The organism is Priestia sp. YIM B13486 (assembly GCF_042787865.1).
In the GTDB taxonomy this organism is placed as follows: Bacteria; Bacillota; Bacilli; order Bacillales; family Bacillaceae_H; genus Priestia; species Priestia megaterium.
On the sequence record NZ_JBHZOZ010000005.1, the window covers coordinates 138,470 to 158,387 of the forward strand.

A 19,918-nucleotide genomic window follows, 5' to 3' on the forward strand; every position below is an offset into this window, starting at 1 on the left:
TTTATACAGGTTGAACCACTTGGGCTAAACGATTCACTAAATCATCAATTCGTTCGTCTTTTAAACGATAGCTCACAGGGTTCACAATCAAACGCGATGTAATATCTTCAATGTGCTCCAATTCAACAAGTCCGTTCTCTTTTAGTGTTTGTCCTGTTGATACAATATCAACGATCCGATCAGCCAGGCCGATTAAAGGCGCTAATTCAATGGAACCATTCAATTTAATAATTTCTACTTGCTCTCCTTGCTCCCTGAAATAAGTAGATGCTACATTTGGATATTTGGTTGCCACTTTTTGAGCAATTTCTGATTTTTTAGCATTAGGCAAACCGGCAACGGCCAGATGACATTTACTAATATTTAAATCCAACAGCTCATAGACATCTCTTTCTTCTTCTAACATTACGTCTTTACCTGCAATACCAAGATCCGCTACCCCGTATTCTACATAAGTAGTAACGTCCATTGGTTTTGCTAAAATAAAGCGCATGTTCTCTTCAGGAATGTCTACAATCAGCTTGCGCGAATCGTCAAATTCTGGCGGCAATTGAAAGTCTGCTTGACGCAAAAGTTCAGCTGCTTCTTCAAAAATACGTCCTTTTGGCATTGCAATTGTTAATAGTTCACTCATTATTGTCCCCCCTTGCCTCGTTTTCCAATTAGAAACGTGACTTCTTCAAACTGTGCAGTAAATACATCAACATCATCAACGCCTGCAATTTCCTGAGTCACTACCCGGTATCCTTGCTTGCGCTGTTCAGCAGCTAAAGCTAATGCCTCATCTAAACGCTCCTGGCTATATAATATGCCGTATACTGCTGAAGGCTCATATACTTCTTCGCCCAGCGCTTCAATTAAGCGGTCGAGCTGAATTCCAAATCCTGTAGCTGGTGTTTTAGACGCAAATTTTTCAAGAAGCTGGTCATAACGTCCTCCATTACCGATATGGAAACCAACGTTTTCAGCAAAGACTTCAAATAAAATACCTGTGTAATAGCTCATATGACTGACTAAGTTAAAATCAATTTTAATTTCATCCGTTACACCGTACGCATCAAGCATATTCCATAGCTTTTTCAAATCACCGGCTGCTTTTTTACCAGCTTCGTTTTCAACTAGTTCAACCGCTTCTTCAATCTTCTTTTCATCTCCGCGCAGGTTAAGCAGCTGAAGGAGACGCTGTTTATCAATAGAAGATAGATTCAAATCTTTTACATGATTACGATAACCCACGTAATTTTTCTCATATAAAAAGCGGCGAAGCACGTTAGCACGTTCTTCATTTCCGACAATTTCTAAAAAAAGCGAATTAACAAACCCGATATGGCCAATTGCCACTTTAAATGATTTAAGTCCCGCTCTTTTTAACGCGCCGATCATGAGAGCAATCACTTCAGCATCGCTGCTCATCGTAGCGTCTCCAATTAGCTCAACGCCTATTTGTTCAAACTCCGCCGGGCGGCCGCCCTCACGCTGCTGAGCTCGGAATACATTTGCTTCATAAGCTAAGCGCAAAGGAGAATTATTTAAAAGTTTTGAAGCGGCCACACGTGCAAATGGCGTTGTTACATCCGGTCGCAGCACAAGCGTATGCCCTTCTTTATCTAAAAGTTTAAACAATTGTTGATCTAAAATAGCTGATGCGCTTCCTACCGTCTCGTAGTATTCCACAGTAGGCGTTGCCATATATTGATAGCCCCAGCTGCTGATTTCATCTGCCAGCTGATTGCGAACTTGTTTTTTTCTTTCAAAAAGAGCTGGCAGGGTATCTCTCATTCCAAGGGGTTTTTCAAACATAAATAACTTTGACATTCCGACACGTCCTTTAAGCTTGATTTTATCTATTATTGATAGGTTGATTTCGCTTTATCACGCTAATATATTAGCGAAATAACAAATTAAAGTTATTGATAGTTTACACCCGATAAAGTCAGCCGTCAACCGCCAGCTGTTCAAATTTACAAAAAAAACCACAGCTTAGTTCTTGCTAAGTTGTGGCTTTAGGCTCTGCTTCCTTGCGCTTTTCCATTTCTTCTTTTGTATAGATGACACGCATAGGGTTACCTCCAACAAAGAAACCGGGTGCTACATCTTTATGAACCACCGTTCCAGCCGCTACAACCGCTCCGTTGCCGATTGTTACGCCTGGAAGGATGGTGCTATTTGCTCCAATCATCACTTCATCCCCAATGATGACATCTCCAAGACGATATTCCGTTATCAGATATTCATGAGCGAGAATAGTTGTATTGTATCCGATAACCGTATTGCGTCCTACTTGTATTTTTTCAGGAAACATAATATCGAGCATCACCATAAGGGCAAAGGATGTTTGAGGTCCTACTTTCATCCCTAGGCACGCTTTGTACAGCCAGTTTTTCATCGAAAGAAAAGGCGTATAGCGAGCGCATTGAATGATTAGGAAGTTGCGCACTACTTTCCAAAAAGGCACGGTCTTATAGACATGCCAAAGGGAATTAGCTCCTTTAACCGGATAGCGCGTCGTTTTTCTCACTGACGTTCTCCTTTTAATATATCAATTAAATCCGTCATATTCTCTAAAATAATATCAGGATTATAAGAAGCGATATGATCTCTTCCTTTTGCGCTCCAAGCAACTCCAGCTGTTTTCGTATAAGCTCTTTGGCCAGAAACGATGTCATGATGGTTATCTCCCACCATCAGCGCTTCTTCAGGTTTAGCATTAAGCAGCTTCAGTGCTTTTTCTACTGGCTCAGGATGCGGCTTTGCATTTGTTACGTCTTCAATTGCAACAATCGTATCAAAGAACTGGTCTAACTTTGTTAACTTAAGCCCCATCATGACCGTATTTCTTTGCTTTGTTGTGACAATGCCTAATTTATAATTCTGCTCGTGCAGCCATTTAACTGTTTCAAGTACGCCTTCAAATTCTTTAACAAGCAAATCATGATTAGCTAGATTATGCGTGCGATACATCTCAATCATTTCGTTTACTTTCGTTTTATCCATTTCTACAAACGTGTCGTATAAAGGAGGTCCCATAAACTGTAAAATATCTTCACGAGTATATTGTTCAGGATAATAGTGATTAAGCGTATGAGTAAATGAAGCAATAATTAATTCATTTGTATCAATTAACGTACCGTCTAAATCAAACAAAACCGTATTAATCGTCATTATTCATTTCCTTCCCTTGCGTCAAATCAAGTTTGTGTAAATCTTGTAGCTTTTCTTCATTTACGCCTTAGATTGTGCTTCTTCATTCTCTAAGTATTTCTGTTTACTCATGCCCGTCACGCGGCGGACAATAATTAAAATAATGGCTATTACAATCAGTGCGAGTGAAACAACTTGAGCGATTCTGAGTGTATGCGTCAGCATTAAACTATCCGTGCGAAGCCCTTCTACAAAGAAGCGTCCAACTGAGTACCAGATTAAATAAGATAAGAAAATTTCTCCTTTTCGCAGACTGGTGCGGCGAAGTACCATCAACAGGATAAATCCGGCAAAATCCCATAATGATTCGTATAAAAACGTAGGGTGATAGTATGTACCGTTAATATACATTTGGTTAATGATAAAATTTGGAAGGTGCAACCCTTCTAAAAAAGCACGGGTAACCGGGCCCCCATGTGCCTCTTGATTCATAAAGTTTCCCCAGCGCCCAATGGCTTGGCCAAGGATTAAACTAGGCGCAGCAATATCAGCCAACTTCCAAAATGAAATTTTTTTTACTTTCGAATACACAATGGCAGTTAATACGCCTCCGATTAAGCCCCCATGAATGGCAATCCCACCTTGCCAAATCTGAGGTATTTCATTTAAATGCTTTGAATAGTATCCCCATTCAAAGGATACATAATAAATTCGTGCACAAATAATAGCTATTGGCACAGCAAATAAGATAAGATCAACAAATGTATCTTTTGATAAGCCTCTTCTTACACTTTCTCTTGTCGCAATATAAAGACCTAATAGAACACCTGCACCGATAATTACGCCGTACCAGTAGACCGTTAGAGGGCCAATTTCAAGGAAAACGCGATCTAACGGCTGAATAGTTGCTTCCACAAGTTAACACCCTTTCTTATAAATCTTCACGATCTCCTTCTTCAATTACATCTGTTAGACGTGCAGAAAATTGTTCTGCTGCGTTAATACCCATACGCTTTAAGCGGAAGTTCATTGCCGCCACTTCAATGATAACAGCTAAGTTTCGTCCTGGACGTACTGGCAATGTAATTTTTGTAACGTCTGTATCAATAATTTTCATTTTATCTTCTTCTAAACCAAGGCGATCATAATGTTTCTGCTGATCCCATGTCTCTAACTGAATAACAAGTGAAATTCGCTTATAGCTTCGTACAGCTCCTGCGCCGAATAGCGTCATCACATTGATGATCCCTAGTCCTCGAATTTCAAGCAAATGCTCGATTAAACCAGGCGCATTTCCTACAAGCGTGTCTTGATCTTCTTGACGGATTTCCACACAGTCATCGGCTACTAGACGATGTCCCCTCTTAACAAGCTCTAGAGCTGTTTCACTTTTACCAACGCCGCTTTTTCCCATGATTAATACACCAATTCCGTATATATCAACTAATACGCCGTGCATGGCAGTAGTAGGTGCTAGCCGGCTTTCAAGAAAATTCGTTAAATGGCTGGAAAGTCGCGTTGTTTTAAAGCTTGAACGCAGCACAGGAACTGATTCACGCTCTGAAGCTTCGATAAGTTCTTTCGGTACATCCATTTCGCGCGAAACAATGATAGCCGGCGTGATATCTGTACACATCTTTTCCATTCGAACTTTTTTTTGTTCATCATCTAATTGTTTAAAAAATGATAGTTCTGTTTTACCTAACAGCTGGATACGTTCTGCTGGGTAATATGTAAAATAACCTGCCATTTCAATACCTGGACGTGAAATATCACTTGTTGAAATAGGGCGGTCGATTCCTTCTTCTCCGCTAATAAGCTCTAATTTAAATTTCTCAATGATGTCTTTTGTACGTACTTTAACCACCGTGCATCCTCCTTTTATGAACAGTCATATACCTGTTCATGTCTACAGTATATCCAACTCTCGCTTTTATGTCGCGTTTGGTTCTAGCCATTTTATTTTATCATTAATACGGAAAGAAAAGAAAAAAAAGATGGCATAGGCTGCATCACCTTACCATCTTTTTTAGAAAATTAAATATTGCAAGAAAGTTATCTTCTATTTTGAAGCGGTTCAACAATGACTCGTTGAATAAGCGCATTTAAAAGCGACATAATTACTGAGGCTAAAAGCGCTGTACCAAACCCGTCAATATTAAAAGAATCTCCCATAACACTTTGTGTAATCATCAGCGTAATGGCATTAATGACGAATAAAAACAGCCCAAGCGTAAGAAATGTCACCGGCAGGGTAAGTAAAATTAAAATCGGCTTAACAAACACGTTCAAAATAGATAGAATCAAGCTCGCGATAATAGCTGCACTGACTGATTCCAAGTGGAAAGTGTCGATATAACCTGCAATTACGATTAATACGAGGGCATTGATTAAAATACTAATGATTCCACGCAATAACATTTTTAGAAATCTCCTTCTTCATTTGGAACTAAAAACACAAAAATCATATATAAGATGACCGGAGTACCTACTGTAAAAAATAAACTGATGATAAACAATACGCGGAGTAGTGAAGCATCTATTCCGATATACTGAGAAATACCGCCGATAACACCCGCAAGCTTGCGATTTGTTCGCGAACGATACAACTTTCGCACGTTAATCATCTCCTTTGTTTTTTTACTAAAACAAGCGTTTTCTATTTTATAACAATTGAGCCCGTTTTGGATTCAGCTAACAATTTATAGCCTTTCGGCGAAGCGACATTTGCTTTGAAACGAAGTTGTTTCATCACCGTTTCTTTTTTCTCATCTACTATTTCCATCTCAGGAAGTGTACACGTAAAATTCCCAAAGTTAGATTTCAAATCTCCATCAACGGAGAGATGAGGCGGCGTATAGAGCGTAATGCTTCCTGTAGTCGTTTTGAAAAATGCTTTTTCAATGCGCTCTCCTTTTAAATACGTATCAATATCTCCGTTAAATGTCTGAACATCAATCTTTTTTGTATCTCCATCAAATTTAACCGTTCCATTGATTGTTTCAAGCTCACATTTCGAAGCGAGTATTCGAGAAAGTTCCATGTGCCCGTTTGATGTCTCCATTTCGAGAGAATGGCTGTTCACATCGTAAAAGCGGATGGTACCATTAGCTGTTTTGGCTTTCAGGTCTCGTACGCTTAGTCTTTCCCCATCGATTGAACCATTAAACATACGGAGCTTGACGCGTTCATATTCCATTTCTGGAATATAAATAATCGCTTTCACTTTCATTTGCTTTTGCTGAATTGAAAAGCGCAATTTGCCATTTTCAATGGAAAATGCCGTATGCTGCAAGAAAGTGCGGCGTGCTTCATCCGAATTCTCTACTTTGTAGATAGCAGCTTCACACTCTATTCGTACTTCTGTACTTCCCCAAGGTCGGAGTTGGACGCTTCCATTTGCTAAATCTACGTCAATCTCTTGAATATATGCTTCTGATTGTTGAAAGATGTGCTGAACGTCAATCGAAGGACCAAAGTTAAAATCTAAATCTCCTTCTTTTACTTTTTTTACCGTTTGATCTACAAATGTAAATAATTTTTCCTTTAAAGAGCTTTGAGATGACTTAGAAGCGTACGTTTTTTTCTGTTTTCCTCCTACATAAGGGGATAGCTCAGCTTTATCAGGCGTAGCATAGGAAGAATCATTAGCTGAGTCTTTTTCCAATGAATTCAGCAAAGTTAAAGCCTCATCTACGCTAAGTTTCCCTTCTTCTACCATCTGTAAAATTTGTTTACGCTTTTCACTCATACCTTCCATCTCCTCTTTACGTTTTAGTCATTTAACTTTTATCTGCTTAATATTTGTATCCCTTTTACAATATTCCATACAAACACAACAACATTAACTAAAGAAACAACAACTAAAGCTACAATTAAAAGAATAAATACCGTTCCACTAGAGCCAGTAAGAGCAGGAAGCAAGAAAAATAAGAACAAGATCGCTGTAGCGATAGGTAATAAATGTGACAAAAATGCAGTTTTTGCATGTTTCTTTACTTCTATGTTATGAACAACAAAATAAATAATAATAGGTAATAAAAATGGTGCAAAGAAAACGCTAAAATAATTTAAGGAAGATAGTATGCGATTTCCTTCCATAATAATCAGCTCCTTATATCATGTATTACGGTTTAATGAGTTAAAAAGTTTCATTCTTTATAAAAAAGACACCAATGCTGGTGTCTTTTAACGAGTTAATGCCTCTGCTTTTTCAACTTTTTTCTCCATACGCTTGCGGTCACGTTCTAAAATTGGCTTCAAATAATGACCAGTATAGGATTCTTTTACTTTTGCCACTTCTTCTGGCGTACCCGTAGCCACAATTTGTCCGCCTTTATCTCCACCTTCAGGCCCTAAATCAAGCAGGTAATCAGCTGCTTTGATGACGTCTAAATTATGTTCGATCACTAAAACCGTATCTCCATTTTCAACTAAACGCTGGAGCACTTTTAATAATCGTGCAATATCATCGACATGAAGACCGGTAGTCGGTTCGTCTAAAATGTACAGCGTTCTTCCTGTTGAGCGGCGGTGAAGCTCTGAAGCTAATTTTACACGCTGTGCCTCTCCACCGGATAAAGTAGTAGCCGGCTGTCCAAGGGTGATATAGCCAAGTCCTACATCGTAAATTGTCTGCAGCTTCCGCTTAATCTTTGGAATGTTTTCAAAGAAGTGAAGCGCGTCTTCAACGGTCATATCCAACACATCTGAAATGTTTTGATCTTTGTATTTCACTTCTAAAGTTTCACGGTTATATCGTTTGCCCTGGCAGACTTCACAAGGGACGTATACATCTGGCAAGAAATGCATTTCAATCTTGATAATACCGTCTCCTCGACAAGCTTCACAGCGGCCGCCTTTCACGTTAAAGCTAAAACGGCCTTTTTTATATCCGCGCACTTTTGCTTCGTTTGTTTGGGCAAATACATCTCGGATGTCATCGAATACACCTGTATAAGTTGCAGGGTTCGAACGAGGCGTACGGCCTATGGGAGACTGATCAATATCGATGACTTTATCTAAGTGTTCAATGCCTTTGATTTCTTTATGTTCTCCTGCTTTGCTTTTTGCTTTATGCAGCTTTTGCGCCAATGATTTATGAAGGATATCATTTACCAGCGTACTCTTACCTGATCCAGATACACCTGTAACAGCCGTGAACATACCTAACGGAAGCTTTGCTTTTACATTTTTTAAATTATTTTCTTTTGCTCCTATAATTTCAATCATCCGATCTTTATCTATTGACCGTCTTTCCGCTGGAAGAGGAATAAACTTCTCTCCTGATAGATATTGACCCGTTAAAGAGTTTTCATCCTTCATCACTTCCTGAGGCGCACCTTGAGAAACAACAGCACCTCCGTGTACGCCGGCTCCTGGTCCGATATCAATTAAATAATCAGCTGCCATCATCGTATCTTCGTCATGTTCTACAACAATCAACGTATTTCCAATATCGCGCATATCTTGCATCGTGCGAATTAAGCGATCATTATCACGCTGATGAAGACCGATAGAAGGTTCATCTAAAATATAAAGAACCCCCGTCAAACGAGAACCAATTTGAGTAGCTAAACGGATCCGCTGTGCTTCTCCTCCCGAGAGAGTTCCAGCAGAGCGGTTTAATGTTAGGTAATCAAGCCCCACGTTAATGAGAAAGCTTAGACGCTCACGAATTTCACGCAGTATCATATCCGCAATCTTCATGTCTTTTTCAGATAGGCTGAGACTTTCAAAAAAATCATATGCTTCTTTTACGGAGAAGCGGGTTGTATCTCCTATATGCTTTTCGTCAATAAGCACCGCTAAGCTTTCGCGTTTTAAGCGATTTCCTTTACATTTTGGGCAAGCTTGCTGAGCCATGTACTTTTCCATTTGCTCACGGATATAATCTGAACTTGTTTCATGATAACGACGCTCTACATTCCGAAGCACGCCTTCAAATTCGATATGATTTTCTCTTACTTGGCCAAAATCATTTTCATAGCGAAAGTAAATTTTTTCTTTACCGCTGCCATATAATACTTTATCAAATAAATGTTCCGGGATATCTCGCACCGGCACGTCCATATCGATGCCGTAATGTGTACATACGGCTTCAAGCAGCTGCGGATAGTATTGAGAACTTGTTGGCTCCCAAGGTGCAATTGCGTGCTGACGAAGCGTTAAGTCATAGTTAGGAATAACTAAATCTTTGTCCACTTCCAATTTCGTTCCTAACCCGTCACACGTTGGACACGCCCCGTACGGACTATTAAATGAAAACATGCGGGGCTCAAGTTCTCCAATGGAGAAACCACATTTTGGACAAGCATGATGCTCACTAAAAAGCAGTTCTTCTTCACCTATCACATCAATAATTACTTTCCCTTCTCCGAGGCGAAGAGCTGATTCCAAAGAGTCCGACAAACGAGCGGCTACACCTTCTTTTACAACAACGCGATCAATTACTACTTCAATGGAGTGCTTTTTGTTTTTTTCCAGTTCAATTTCTTCTGTTATTTCACGCATTTCTCCGTCTACTCGAATGCGAACGTACCCTTCCTTTTTAATATCTTCTAACACTTTTACGTGGGTACCTTTTCGGCCAGATACCACAGGTGCCAGTACTTGAAGCTTTGTACGTTCAGGGTACTCTAAAATTCTATCTACCATTTGCTCAATCGTTTGAGATGTAATTTCAATTCCATGATTAGGACAAATCGGCTTTCCTACACGAGCAAACAAAAGGCGCAAATAGTCATAGATTTCGGTCACAGTTCCGACGGTTGAACGAGGGTTTCGGCTCGTTGTTTTTTGATCGATTGAAATAGCAGGCGACAATCCTTCGATTGAATCTACATCGGGCTTATCCATTTGACCTAAAAACTGTCTTGCATATGCCGAAAGCGACTCGACATAACGTCTTTGTCCTTCTGCATAGATTGTATCGAAAGCTAAAGAAGATTTACCAGAACCTGATAACCCTGTTAATACTACTAATTTGTCTCGCGGGATTTCAATATCGATATTTTTCAAATTGTGGGCTCGTGCACCTTTTACCACGATTTTTTCCATCGCCATGTTTTATCACCCTTCCGCTTTTAATTCTAGAATCAAGTCACGAAGCTCAGCTGCGCGTTCAAAGTTAAGCGCTTTGGCTGCTTCTTTCATTTCTTGTTCCATTTCTTCTACGAGCTTTGCTTTTTCTTTTTTGTTGAGCTTATCAAATGCCGGTGCTTCTTCATACGTTTCTGTATCTTCTGCTACTACTGTTGCACGAATTGAGCCTCGAACTTCTTTTTGAATCGTTGTCGGTGTAATACCATGCTCTTCATTGTAAGCTTCTTGAATACTTCTACGACGCTTGGTCTCATTGATAGCAATGTTCATGGAGTTTGTGATGCGATCTGCATACATAATGACATGTCCATTAGCATTTCGTGCAGCACGTCCGATGGTTTGAATAAGCGATCGTTCTGAACGCAAGAATCCTTCTTTATCCGCGTCTAATATAGTTACTAACGAAACTTCCGGAATATCTAAACCTTCACGAAGTAAGTTAATTCCTACAAGCACATCGTACTTTCCAAGCCGCAGCTCTCGGATAATTTCAATACGCTCGAGCGTCTTCACTTCAGAGTGAAGATATTGAACTTTAATGCCGATTTCTTTTAAGTAGTTCGTTAAATCCTCGGACATTTTCTTTGTTAACGTCGTAACGAGTACTCGTTCATTTCGCTTAATCCGGTCGTGAATTTCTCCAATTAAATCATCAATCTGCCCTTCAATTGGTCGAACTTCAATATTTGGATCCAATAATCCCGTTGGACGGATAATTTGTTCAATCACATCAGGTGCCTTCTCAAGTTCATAAGGACCTGGTGTTGCGGAAACATGAACCATTTGGTTAATATGCTGTTCAAATTCATCAAATTTAAGCGGGCGGTTATCTAATGCGGAAGGCAAGCGGAAACCATGGTCCACTAACACTTGTTTACGCGCTTGGTCCCCATTGTACATTCCTCTAACTTGAGGAATCGTAACGTGTGATTCATCCACAACAAGAAGGAAATCTTCAGGGAAGAAGTCCAGCAGTGTATAAGGTGTAGAACCAGCGGGACGAAGCGTTAAATGACGAGAGTAGTTCTCGATTCCCGAACAAAAGCCCATTTCTCTCATCATTTCTAGGTCGTAGCGCGTGCGCTGCTCCAAGCGCTGCGCTTCTAAAAGCTTGCCTGCTTCTTTTAGCTTCTCTAGCTGTTCTTCTAGTTCTTTTTCAATATTTTGAATGGCAACACGCATTTTTTCTTCTCTCGTGACAAAGTGAGATGCCGGGAAGATAGCTACATGTTCACGATCACCAATGATTTCTCCTGTTAGAGCGTCAACTTCTCGGATGCGGTCAATTTCATCGCCGAAAAACTCGACGCGAATACAGTGTTCATCTCGAGACACAGGGAAAATCTCCACAACATCACCGCGAACGCGAAACGTTCCGCGCTTAAAGTCAATATCATTTCTTTCGTACTGTACATCTACTAGCGTACGAAGCAGCTGATTACGCTCTTTTTCCATTCCTACTCGAAGAGATACGACCATTTCTTTGTATTCTTCCGGAGACCCTAAGCCATAAATACAGGATACGCTGGCAATAATAATGACATCTTTTCGTTCAAAAAGAGAAGAAGTTGCCGAGTGACGAAGTTTATCAATTTCATCATTAATGCTTGCATCTTTTTCAATAAATGTATCTGTTTGAGGTACATAGGCTTCAGGCTGATAGTAATCGTAGTAACTGACAAAGTATTCGACTGCATTATTAGGAAAAAACTCTTTAAACTCACTGTACAATTGACCAGCAAGCGTTTTGTTATGAGCCATAATTAGTGTCGGCTTATTTATTTCCTTAATAACATTAGACATGGTGAAAGTTTTTCCCGTTCCTGTAGCACCTAACAAAACTTGATGCTGCTTACCTTCTTTAATTCCTTTCACGATCTTTTCAATTGCCTTTGGCTGATCACCCTGCGGTTGATATGGGGATACTAATTCAAACTGATCTTTCAAATGAAGGCCTCCGTTTCTATTTTCTTGTTTTATCTATTTTTATTACGATATGTAAAAACCGAAAACGCGAACTGATATTCGTATTTTATCACTTTATAATCATAAATGAAACTAATGAGTATTAATCTTATATAGTGTTTGTTTGTTTTTATTTTTTACCCTGTTACTTTATTACCCACTAAATTCTTATACTACCCTTTTCGAAGGGAATACAACTCTTTAGATGAAAGCAATAAAAGAAAGTAAGCTTCGTTATTGTTTGAAAAAGATAGGCTTTTGCGCCAATTTCTAAATTATGATACAGTATAAAAAATATGTACTGAGAGGGGTTTAGTATGGCAAGCGTTGATCAAGTTCTTATAAATAACTCCTTTATAACAGTTGAAGAATCAACTTCTTTAGCTAAAGTGACATCTGAACTTTCAAACTATGACTTCGTCGTAGTCACAGCAAGTACCTTTTATGTAATACAAAAAGATGAACGATACCTGTTAACAGGTCATGACGAGGCATCGTCCATAAAAAAAGTAATAGCGGATACAAATTGGCCTTCATCTTCTACTTCTACGTTAGCCAATTTACAAGCCAACACAAACTGGAACAGACCAGTCCTCATTCAAGCAGAAAACCAAGAAACCACAATAGGACTTGTAACACCTTCGCAGTGGATTACACATTTGCATAGCCAAAATGAGATATTAGCTTCCTATTTTGATACATTGGCAGAAACCATTAATGATGCAGTGACAGCGGTCGATAATGAAGGAAATGTAATCTTGTGGAATACTGCTGCGGAACATACGTATAAGATTCAGAGAGATGATATTATTGGTAGAAAAATCGGAGAGCATTTCAAAGATGAATCCATCATTCTACATACGATTCTAAATGAAGGGCGCCCTGTACGCGGAACGTATCATCGTCCTAATGAACAAACTCACGTGCTCATCAATGCATCTCCTATTATAAGAAACAATCGAGTCATAGGTGGAGTCGCAACTGAACATGACATTACCAATATTGTAAGATTAAATGAAGAAATTGATGTGTCTCTTCTCATTCCAAAAGATAATCCATTTTCTTCTTTCGCGGGTATCAGTCCTGAAATTAAGCAAGCCGTTGACATTGCCAAAAAAGTGGCATCTACAGATATGCCTATTTTATTAACAGGAGAACCTGGTTCTGGGAAAGAAATGCTGGCTCAGGCCATCCACTACGGTGGAGCCAAACATAAAGAACCTTTTTTATCTTTAAATTGCGCCACTATTCCATCGGGACTCCTGGAAATTGAGCTCTTTGGTCATCAAAAAGATGTCTTTTCAGAAGATCCAACAACCATTGCGGGAAAACTGGAGCAGGCTCACAACGGGACGTTATTTATTGAAGAAATTGATAAAATGCCTCTTGAAATTCAAGTTAAGTTTCTGCGTTACTTGGAAGAACGATCCTTTTATCACGTTGGAGGCACGGAAGAAATTCAAGTTCAAACCCGAATTGTAGCCTCTACCACGACGCCTTTGGAAGAGTTGCTAAAAGCCGGTGAATTCCATGAAAATCTTTACTATTTGCTGACCGTCATTAACATTATAATTCCGCCGCTTCGAGACCATAAAGAAGACATCGAAGCATTGACACAGCAATTTGTACAGGAATTCAGCAAGAAGTATAAAAAGAAGGCTCCTTTCATTAGCTCTGAAGTTCTCGAAGCCTTTATGCAATACGATTGGCCAGGCAATATTCGCGAGCTGAGAAATACGATTGAACGAATGATTTTTCTAAGTGATCAGTCGTTGATTACCCTTACGCACCTTCCTGACAATCTGAAGGATGCAAGTTCTTTCACAGAAGTTCAAAAAGAAGAAGATTCTCTTCAAGAAGCTAGGCTAATAGAAGAGACTCTTCAAAAAACCTATGGAAACAAAAGTGCAGCAGCAGATTTGCTTGGCATTTCACGCGGCACCCTTTACAACAAAATCAAAGAATACGGACTAAACTAATCAAAAAATTCGACACGAAGCTCAGGGTACTTGTGTCGAATTTTTTATGTTTCTTTGACTGAACTTATTTGGAGAAATTTTTTAATACGAACCATACATTGGCGGGGCGTTCGGCTAGGCGTCTCATGAAATAACCAAACCAATCAATTCCGTAAGGAACATACACCCTTACTTTATATCCTTCTTTTACTAGACGGTCCTGCAGCTCTACGCAAATTCCATAAAGCATTTGGAACTCAAATTGGTCATTTGAAATACCATTTTCTCTTACTAATCGTTTTGTGTACTGAATCATTTCTTCATCATGACTTGCTACAGCTGTATAGTGACCATTTAATAAATGCATTTTAATGATTTTTTTATAGTTTTCATCTACGTCTTTCTTTTCTGGAAATGATACTTCTGGTGATTCTTTATAAGCTCCTTTTACTAGACGTAAATTAGCTTGATATTGATGTAAGTCATTCATATCTTGTTCTGTACGATGAAGATACGCTTGAATCACAATTCCAACATTATCAAATTCTTTGCGTAATTCTTTATACATATCAAGGGAGATTTGGCAGTGCAAGTAGTCTTCCATATCAATTCGAACAAAAATATTATTCATTCTGGCCGTGTGTAGAATTCTGCGCATATTTTCCATACAAAGCTCTTTGCTAATATCCAATCCTAAAGAAGTCATCTTTAATGATAAATTTGATTGAACGCCCGATTCTGCAATGGCTTCTAGTGTCTGAATGCACATGGCAGTAGACAACCTGGCTTCCTCTTCTGTAAAAACAAATTCTCCTAAATGATCAAGTGTAACAACTTTTCCACTATTGTTAAGCTCCTTAGATGTGTGAATTGCTGATTCGGTTGAGTCTCCAGCAACAAAACGAGCTGCTCCCATCCTCAATCCATACTTTTTAGCTAATTTGTTTATTGAATGATTTTTGCCAAGCGACTGAAACATCGTTCTCATTAATACTTCCATCAATCCTAAACCTCCTTTTATTTTTTAAAATCAAAAATAAACTAAATTTTCAGATTAATATTTTTATTTTTCTATACCCTTCTCACATTTCTGTACACTTATTTAAATAAATTTATACATAAGTGTTTAAAATATTTTAAATATAAACATATTTGTCTAATTGATTTGATTATACTCGCTCATTAAATGAACCGAAACAATATTGTTATAAGTTCTAACTCACTTTTTTACACACAAAAGCTCTCCACGTTGTGCAGAGAGCTTTTGTGTACAGTTTAATAATAAGCGATTAACTTATCATCAAACCAACAATCTTTATTTTCCAGCTGCTAGCATGCTTTTTGCATATATAAAACCGATGGCTGCTGAAAGTAAATCTATTAAAATAATAAGCGGATAATCTGCGTACCCTTTATATACAGAAACAGCTATCAACAAAAGCGTCAGCGCTGTGGCAACATATAAGTTATATGTTACTCTAGCAAACAGAACAAGTAATATGGCGGGTAGAAAAACTGCGGCAATCGTTTTGACTTCCACAAACATTTCTCCTTTTTATCCGTCTTTTAACCAGCTTGTGAATCACGTTTTGTATAATTGTGTACAAACAAAATACCTAGTTCATGATGTTCGTTGTCATACAATGCTCGCTGAGTAAAGCGAACTTCTCCATTTTCGTCAATAACTTCCAGCTTACAAAAAGCACGGTTATTAACTTGTAATGCTTCATAAAATTTATGGACTTCAGATACAGCGATTCCATTTACCTTAATAATCACTTCTCCTACTTTCAAACCCATTTTCTCTGCCGGAGAATGAGGGATGATTCCTAATACAACCAAACCTTGTGTACGCTTAGTAAACAGTGCGGGCGCTTTTTCATCGCTTCGACGCTGCTGCAAACGAATCCACTCTCTTCCTATGATCGCTAGAATAACAACAGCTACAGCGGCAAGAGGATAAAAAATAGCAGCAATCGTAATGATCGTTAATCCTACGCCTAATGCTAATACACGCTTACCAGTAAATTCAATAGATTTAAACGGCACCATACTTTGAATTCGCTGATAAAAACCGATAGCAAAAGGAACAAAAAACAGGCTAAATGATGTTCCGTCAATAGATAACACAGGCCACCATGGAAACACAGACGTAATGGCGCTGCCTGGAATTAAGACAAAAAGCGGGACAACCCATAATTTTTGAGAGTAATGAGCTCCAATTTCCTGCCCTCTTTTACTTTTCACAATGGCTGGAGACGTACCTTTTGCTCCAAATTTCCAAATTAAATATCCTTCTGCTAATACAAGCAGAGACATTAAAATAGTCAGAGAAGGTAAATCTGCGTTATGAGCTTGCACAGACCACGTTTGAATAAATCCTTCACCGAAACCAGATGCCGGAATAAGCAAGGTTGCAAGCACAGCCAGTCCTACGGTGTAAGAAGGAGAAAGCCATTTAAACGTCCAAGGGCCGCTTATGATAAAAGTTAAAACAGCTACAAGTACAATCATTCCTATAGATACATAGACACCTAGCAACACGGTAACAACGGATAAAATCAACCCAATAATGATACCTGGAAAAAATAAATATTTTGCTTCTAAAATAAAATCAAACACGCGAACATGAAAATTCTGACGCTCTCTCTTGACGCGAGAAAGACCTACAAAAAACGAGACGAGCAGAAATAGATAAGTTAGCGGATGTAAAAACAAACGCCCGATACCTTTTAAGAGCTCTAATGCAAAATCCATTTTTTCACCACCTGTAATTTTTCACATTTTTATTACAACATTTACGATTGATTGTTATGTAACATAGGCTTCTTTATTTTATCAAAATGCATCACTAACCGACAATGTTGTTTTTACTAAAAAAGTTCCGTGCTTTGGAAAAGCACGGAACTTTTTCTACTTCTTATTGACTAGCTAGCTTTAAAGCCGTTTGAAGCTGACGATCTTCATCTTTTGATTTAATTTTTTCTAGAAGTTTTGTTTGTAAAAGCGCTGCTGTATCTTCATCGATTTCACCTGTAGCTTTTTGCTTATTGGCTTTTTGGAATGCAGTTACAGCTGTTTCTGTCTCTTTACTAAAATATCCGTCTGTACGTCCAGGTTCAAAGCCAAGGCCTTTTAGCATCACTTGAGCATTCTTCACTTGGTCACCTGTCATATCACGTGTTAATGGCTTTTTATCAACTTGAATTGGATTTGCATAATAATAATCCGGCTGCTTGACTTCTACTGTTGGTTTTATACCTTTTTCGTTAATCCAGTTTCCATCAGGCGTTAGCCATTTATAGAACGTTAATTTTAAATTACTGCCGTCTTCCATTGGAACAGCTTGTTGAACGGTTCCTTTTCCATAGGATTTTTCACCGACTAGCTTGTATCCTCCTGCTTCTTTTAATGCCCCGGCAAGAATTTCAGAAGCGGATGCACTTCCTCCATCAATCAAGGCCACAATTGGATAATCCTTTTGCTTTTTCATTGAAGAAACCACTTTTTGACGTTCACCGTTACGATCTTCAATTTGGATATATGGCTTTTTATTCGTTACTAATTTATCAAGCATTTTTTCAACGCTCGTTAAATAGCCACCAGGATTTCCCCGAACGTCTAGAACTAAGCCATCAATATTTTTATTTTCAAGTTTTTTCAACTGTTTCGTAAATTCGTCTCCCGTTGATTCAGAGAATGACGTAATTTCCATGTAGCCAATTTTTTTATTGTTTACATTTTTAACAGAAGAATAGACGGTTTCAATTGGAATCTCATCTCTTACAACTTTTACTTTCATCGTTTCTTTCACGCCCGGTCGTTGAACATCTAATGTCACGGTAGAGCCTTTTTTACCGCGAATTTTTAATACTGCTTCATTCAATTCCAGACCCGCGATACTTTTACCATCGATCTTTAAAATCTGATCATTTGGTTTTAATCCTGCTTTTTCCGCAGGAGATTGTTTAAACGGAGCTACGATTGTTACTTTTCCATCTACCATGCTTACTTCAGCGCCAATTCCCTCAAACGATGAATCAAGAGACTGCGTGAATTGCTGTGCCGTTTTCTTATCCATGTAAGATGAGTGAGGGTCTCCTAAGGTTTGTACCATTCCTTGGATTGCGCCATCTAATAATTTTTTGTCATCTACATCTTTGTAATATTTTGAAGATATCAGTTCATAAGCTTGCTTGATTTTGTCTAGCTCTTCCTTTTCCACTTTACTATCATTTGAAGAAGTTGTAAGGGGGGTACTGACCGTTCCAGCATTTGCATACTGAATGCCAAAATATGTACCTGCTGCTCCAACAACTAAGGAGAGTGCCATTAATAGTGCAACGATTTTCCGATTCAAGTTCTTTCATCCTCCTCAACCTTAAGCCATCTCTTCTTATTATAATAGATACAACCAAAACTATGTAATAAAAAGGATGCATGTGTTATTTGTAGCAAAAGGCACCACACAAATCAAGTGCGATGCCTTTTTGTTAAACTATATGTTGAGCTTGTACCACGTATGCTAGGAACTTAAAATTTAATATAACTTTCAGGGTTTACAGCGGAACTTTTACCTTTCCAATCGCCTTTATGCAATTCAAAATGCAGGTGAGCACCAAACGAACGTCCTGTGTTCCCTATATAACCTAATTGTTGACCTTTATTGATAGATTGACCGCTTGAGACGCTGTAGCTCTCTAAATGAGCATAAACTGTAACCCACGTCTGACCTTCTACATTGTGACGAATAAATACGGCATTACCAAAAGAAGAAGAATGATATGCTCTAATTACCTTTCCGCTTGCCGCGGCTACAACTGGCACACTTTCTCCTCGCTTTCCAATATCAATACCGTAGTGTCCTCTTCCAAACGTTTCTCGATACCCAAAATGAGATGTTACCGGGCCCTTTGCCGGCCTCATAAACGACCCGCTTGTAACAGGGGGTGCCTCCTCTGTTGCCCCGGCTTTTTCAATTTCTTGCTGTTGAGCTTGTGCTGCATTTTTTTGATCAGCTAAAATAGAAGCTTGCTCTTCTAATCCAACGGCTTCTTCATTAAATTCTTTTTCCTGATCTTTGAGCGTTTGCATGAGCTGATTCTTTTCATCCACTTGTTTTTGCAGCTGCGCACGAAGATTTTTAAGTTCTTCAAGCGCTTGACTTACTTCCGTTAGCTTGTTTTGAACTTTTGTTTCTTTCTCTTCTTTTGCCTTTTTATCGGCTTCATGCTGCATTAACAAATCACGGTCAGCCCCTACAATTGTCGAAACCGCACTCACTCTGCTAATAAAGTCTCCGAAGCTTTCAGAGCCTAGCAGTACATCTATGTAATCCACAGACCCGCCATTTTCTTGTAAAGCACGAGCACGTTTTTTTAATAGCTCATTTCGTTTTTCAATTCTTTTTTTTACAACGTCAATCTCGCTTTTCAGCTTCTCGATGTCTTGCTTTACTTTTTCTACTTCAGATTCACGGCTGCGGATATCTGCATTCGTTTGTCCGACTTCTGAATCCAAGCGCGCGATCTCAGCTTCTTCGTTTTTTTGCTTTTCTTGAACCTCTTTTAATTTCTCTTTATTTTGATTAATATTTTGGTTCACATCATCACTTTTTTTCTCTAAATCACTGAGTTTAGTAGTGCTGGCACTTTGTGCATAAGCAATTTTTTCATCACCTATCCAAACCGCACTTAGTCCAACTAAAACTGCTGCTGTCATTACTAATGTCTTACGTGTCATTTGTTTCT

18 protein-coding genes are annotated in these 19,918 nt (G+C 38.8%); 1 reads left to right on the forward strand and 17 read right to left on the reverse strand.

The features are described from left to right. Position 1: 1 nt before the first annotated feature. The 12 genes from hisG to uvrB form a co-directional block, all read right to left on the reverse strand. Positions 2 to 634: an ATP phosphoribosyltransferase gene (gene hisG, locus ACFX4G_RS15440; protein WP_013059721.1), complete on the reverse strand. Its 633-nt coding sequence runs from the start codon at positions 632 to 634 to the stop codon at positions 2 to 4. Further along, positions 634 to 1,815 carry an ATP phosphoribosyltransferase regulatory subunit gene (locus ACFX4G_RS15445; protein WP_043977360.1) on the reverse strand — a complete coding sequence of 394 codons (1,182 nt, stop codon included), beginning with the start codon at positions 1,813 to 1,815 and terminating at the stop codon, positions 634 to 636. Before ACFX4G_RS15445 ends, hisG begins: the two co-directional genes overlap by 1 nt. A 175-nt stretch (positions 1,816 to 1,990) precedes the next feature. Further along, the gene (locus tag ACFX4G_RS15450) at positions 1,991 to 2,518 is read right to left on the reverse strand and encodes an acyltransferase (protein WP_097824890.1); all 528 of its coding nucleotides are present in this window, start codon (positions 2,516 to 2,518) and stop codon (positions 1,991 to 1,993) included. Further along, complete coding sequence (ppaX, locus tag ACFX4G_RS15455) at positions 2,515 to 3,162, reverse strand: pyrophosphatase PpaX (protein ID WP_028409653.1); 648 nt, start codon at positions 3,160 to 3,162, stop codon at positions 2,515 to 2,517. Before ppaX ends, ACFX4G_RS15450 begins: the two co-directional genes overlap by 4 nt. A gap of 60 nt (positions 3,163 to 3,222) precedes the next feature. After that, positions 3,223 to 4,056 carry a prolipoprotein diacylglyceryl transferase gene (lgt, locus tag ACFX4G_RS15460; RefSeq protein WP_013085403.1) on the reverse strand — a complete coding sequence of 278 codons (834 nt, stop codon included), beginning with the start codon at positions 4,054 to 4,056 and terminating at the stop codon, positions 3,223 to 3,225. A gap of 16 nt (positions 4,057 to 4,072) precedes the next feature. After that, entirely contained in the window at positions 4,073 to 5,008 is a 936-nt protein-coding gene (gene hprK / locus ACFX4G_RS15465; protein WP_013085404.1) for an HPr(Ser) kinase/phosphatase, read from the reverse strand. Between the two features lie 188 nt (positions 5,009 to 5,196). Further along, positions 5,197 to 5,562: a phage holin family protein gene (locus ACFX4G_RS15470; protein WP_013059727.1), complete on the reverse strand. Its 366-nt coding sequence runs from the start codon at positions 5,560 to 5,562 to the stop codon at positions 5,197 to 5,199. 2 nt (positions 5,563 to 5,564) lie between these two features. After that, positions 5,565 to 5,759 (reverse strand): PspC domain-containing protein, encoded by a 195-nt coding sequence (locus ACFX4G_RS15475; RefSeq protein WP_013059728.1) that lies wholly within the window; start codon positions 5,757 to 5,759, stop codon positions 5,565 to 5,567. A gap of 41 nt (positions 5,760 to 5,800) precedes the next feature. Next, positions 5,801 to 6,892 carry a DUF4097 family beta strand repeat-containing protein gene (locus ACFX4G_RS15480; protein WP_043977367.1) on the reverse strand — a complete coding sequence of 364 codons (1,092 nt, stop codon included), beginning with the start codon at positions 6,890 to 6,892 and terminating at the stop codon, positions 5,801 to 5,803. Positions 6,893 to 6,930: 38 nt separating this feature from the next. Then, positions 6,931 to 7,242, reverse strand: coding sequence for a hypothetical protein (locus ACFX4G_RS15485; RefSeq protein WP_013059730.1), 312 nt, complete (start codon positions 7,240 to 7,242; stop codon positions 6,931 to 6,933). Positions 7,243 to 7,329: 87 nt separating this feature from the next. Continuing rightward, positions 7,330 to 10,206 (reverse strand): excinuclease ABC subunit UvrA, encoded by a 2,877-nt coding sequence (gene uvrA, locus ACFX4G_RS15490; RefSeq protein ID WP_377575563.1) that lies wholly within the window; start codon positions 10,204 to 10,206, stop codon positions 7,330 to 7,332. 6 nt (positions 10,207 to 10,212) lie between these two features. After that, positions 10,213 to 12,192 carry an excinuclease ABC subunit UvrB gene (uvrB, locus tag ACFX4G_RS15495; RefSeq protein WP_377575566.1) on the reverse strand — a complete coding sequence of 660 codons (1,980 nt, stop codon included), beginning with the start codon at positions 12,190 to 12,192 and terminating at the stop codon, positions 10,213 to 10,215. Between the two features lie 335 nt (positions 12,193 to 12,527). Here uvrB and ACFX4G_RS15500 point away from each other — a divergent pair, with 335 nt between their 5' ends. Continuing rightward, complete coding sequence (locus ACFX4G_RS15500) at positions 12,528 to 14,189, forward strand: sigma-54 interaction domain-containing protein (protein ID WP_043977375.1); 1,662 nt, start codon at positions 12,528 to 12,530, stop codon at positions 14,187 to 14,189. 64 nt (positions 14,190 to 14,253) lie between these two features. Here ACFX4G_RS15500 and ACFX4G_RS15505 read toward each other — a convergent pair whose 3' ends face one another. The 5 genes from ACFX4G_RS15505 to ACFX4G_RS15525 form a co-directional block, all read right to left on the reverse strand. Continuing rightward, positions 14,254 to 15,168, reverse strand: coding sequence for a proline dehydrogenase family protein (locus ACFX4G_RS15505; RefSeq protein ID WP_043977377.1), 915 nt, complete (start codon positions 15,166 to 15,168; stop codon positions 14,254 to 14,256). A 315-nt stretch (positions 15,169 to 15,483) separates the two neighbouring features. After that, entirely contained in the window at positions 15,484 to 15,708 is a 225-nt protein-coding gene (locus tag ACFX4G_RS15510) for a DUF2198 family protein (protein ID WP_013059736.1), read from the reverse strand. 26 nt (positions 15,709 to 15,734) lie between these two features. Continuing rightward, the gene (locus tag ACFX4G_RS15515; RefSeq protein ID WP_025752562.1) at positions 15,735 to 16,925 is read right to left on the reverse strand and encodes a PDZ domain-containing protein; all 1,191 of its coding nucleotides are present in this window, start codon (positions 16,923 to 16,925) and stop codon (positions 15,735 to 15,737) included. Positions 16,926 to 17,088: 163 nt separating this feature from the next. Beyond that, complete coding sequence (locus ACFX4G_RS15520) at positions 17,089 to 18,528, reverse strand: S41 family peptidase (RefSeq protein WP_013059738.1); 1,440 nt, start codon at positions 18,526 to 18,528, stop codon at positions 17,089 to 17,091. Between the two features lie 173 nt (positions 18,529 to 18,701). Beyond that, positions 18,702 to 19,910: a murein hydrolase activator EnvC family protein gene (locus tag ACFX4G_RS15525; RefSeq protein WP_377575569.1), complete on the reverse strand. Its 1,209-nt coding sequence runs from the start codon at positions 19,908 to 19,910 to the stop codon at positions 18,702 to 18,704. Positions 19,911 to 19,918 lie beyond the last annotated feature (8 nt).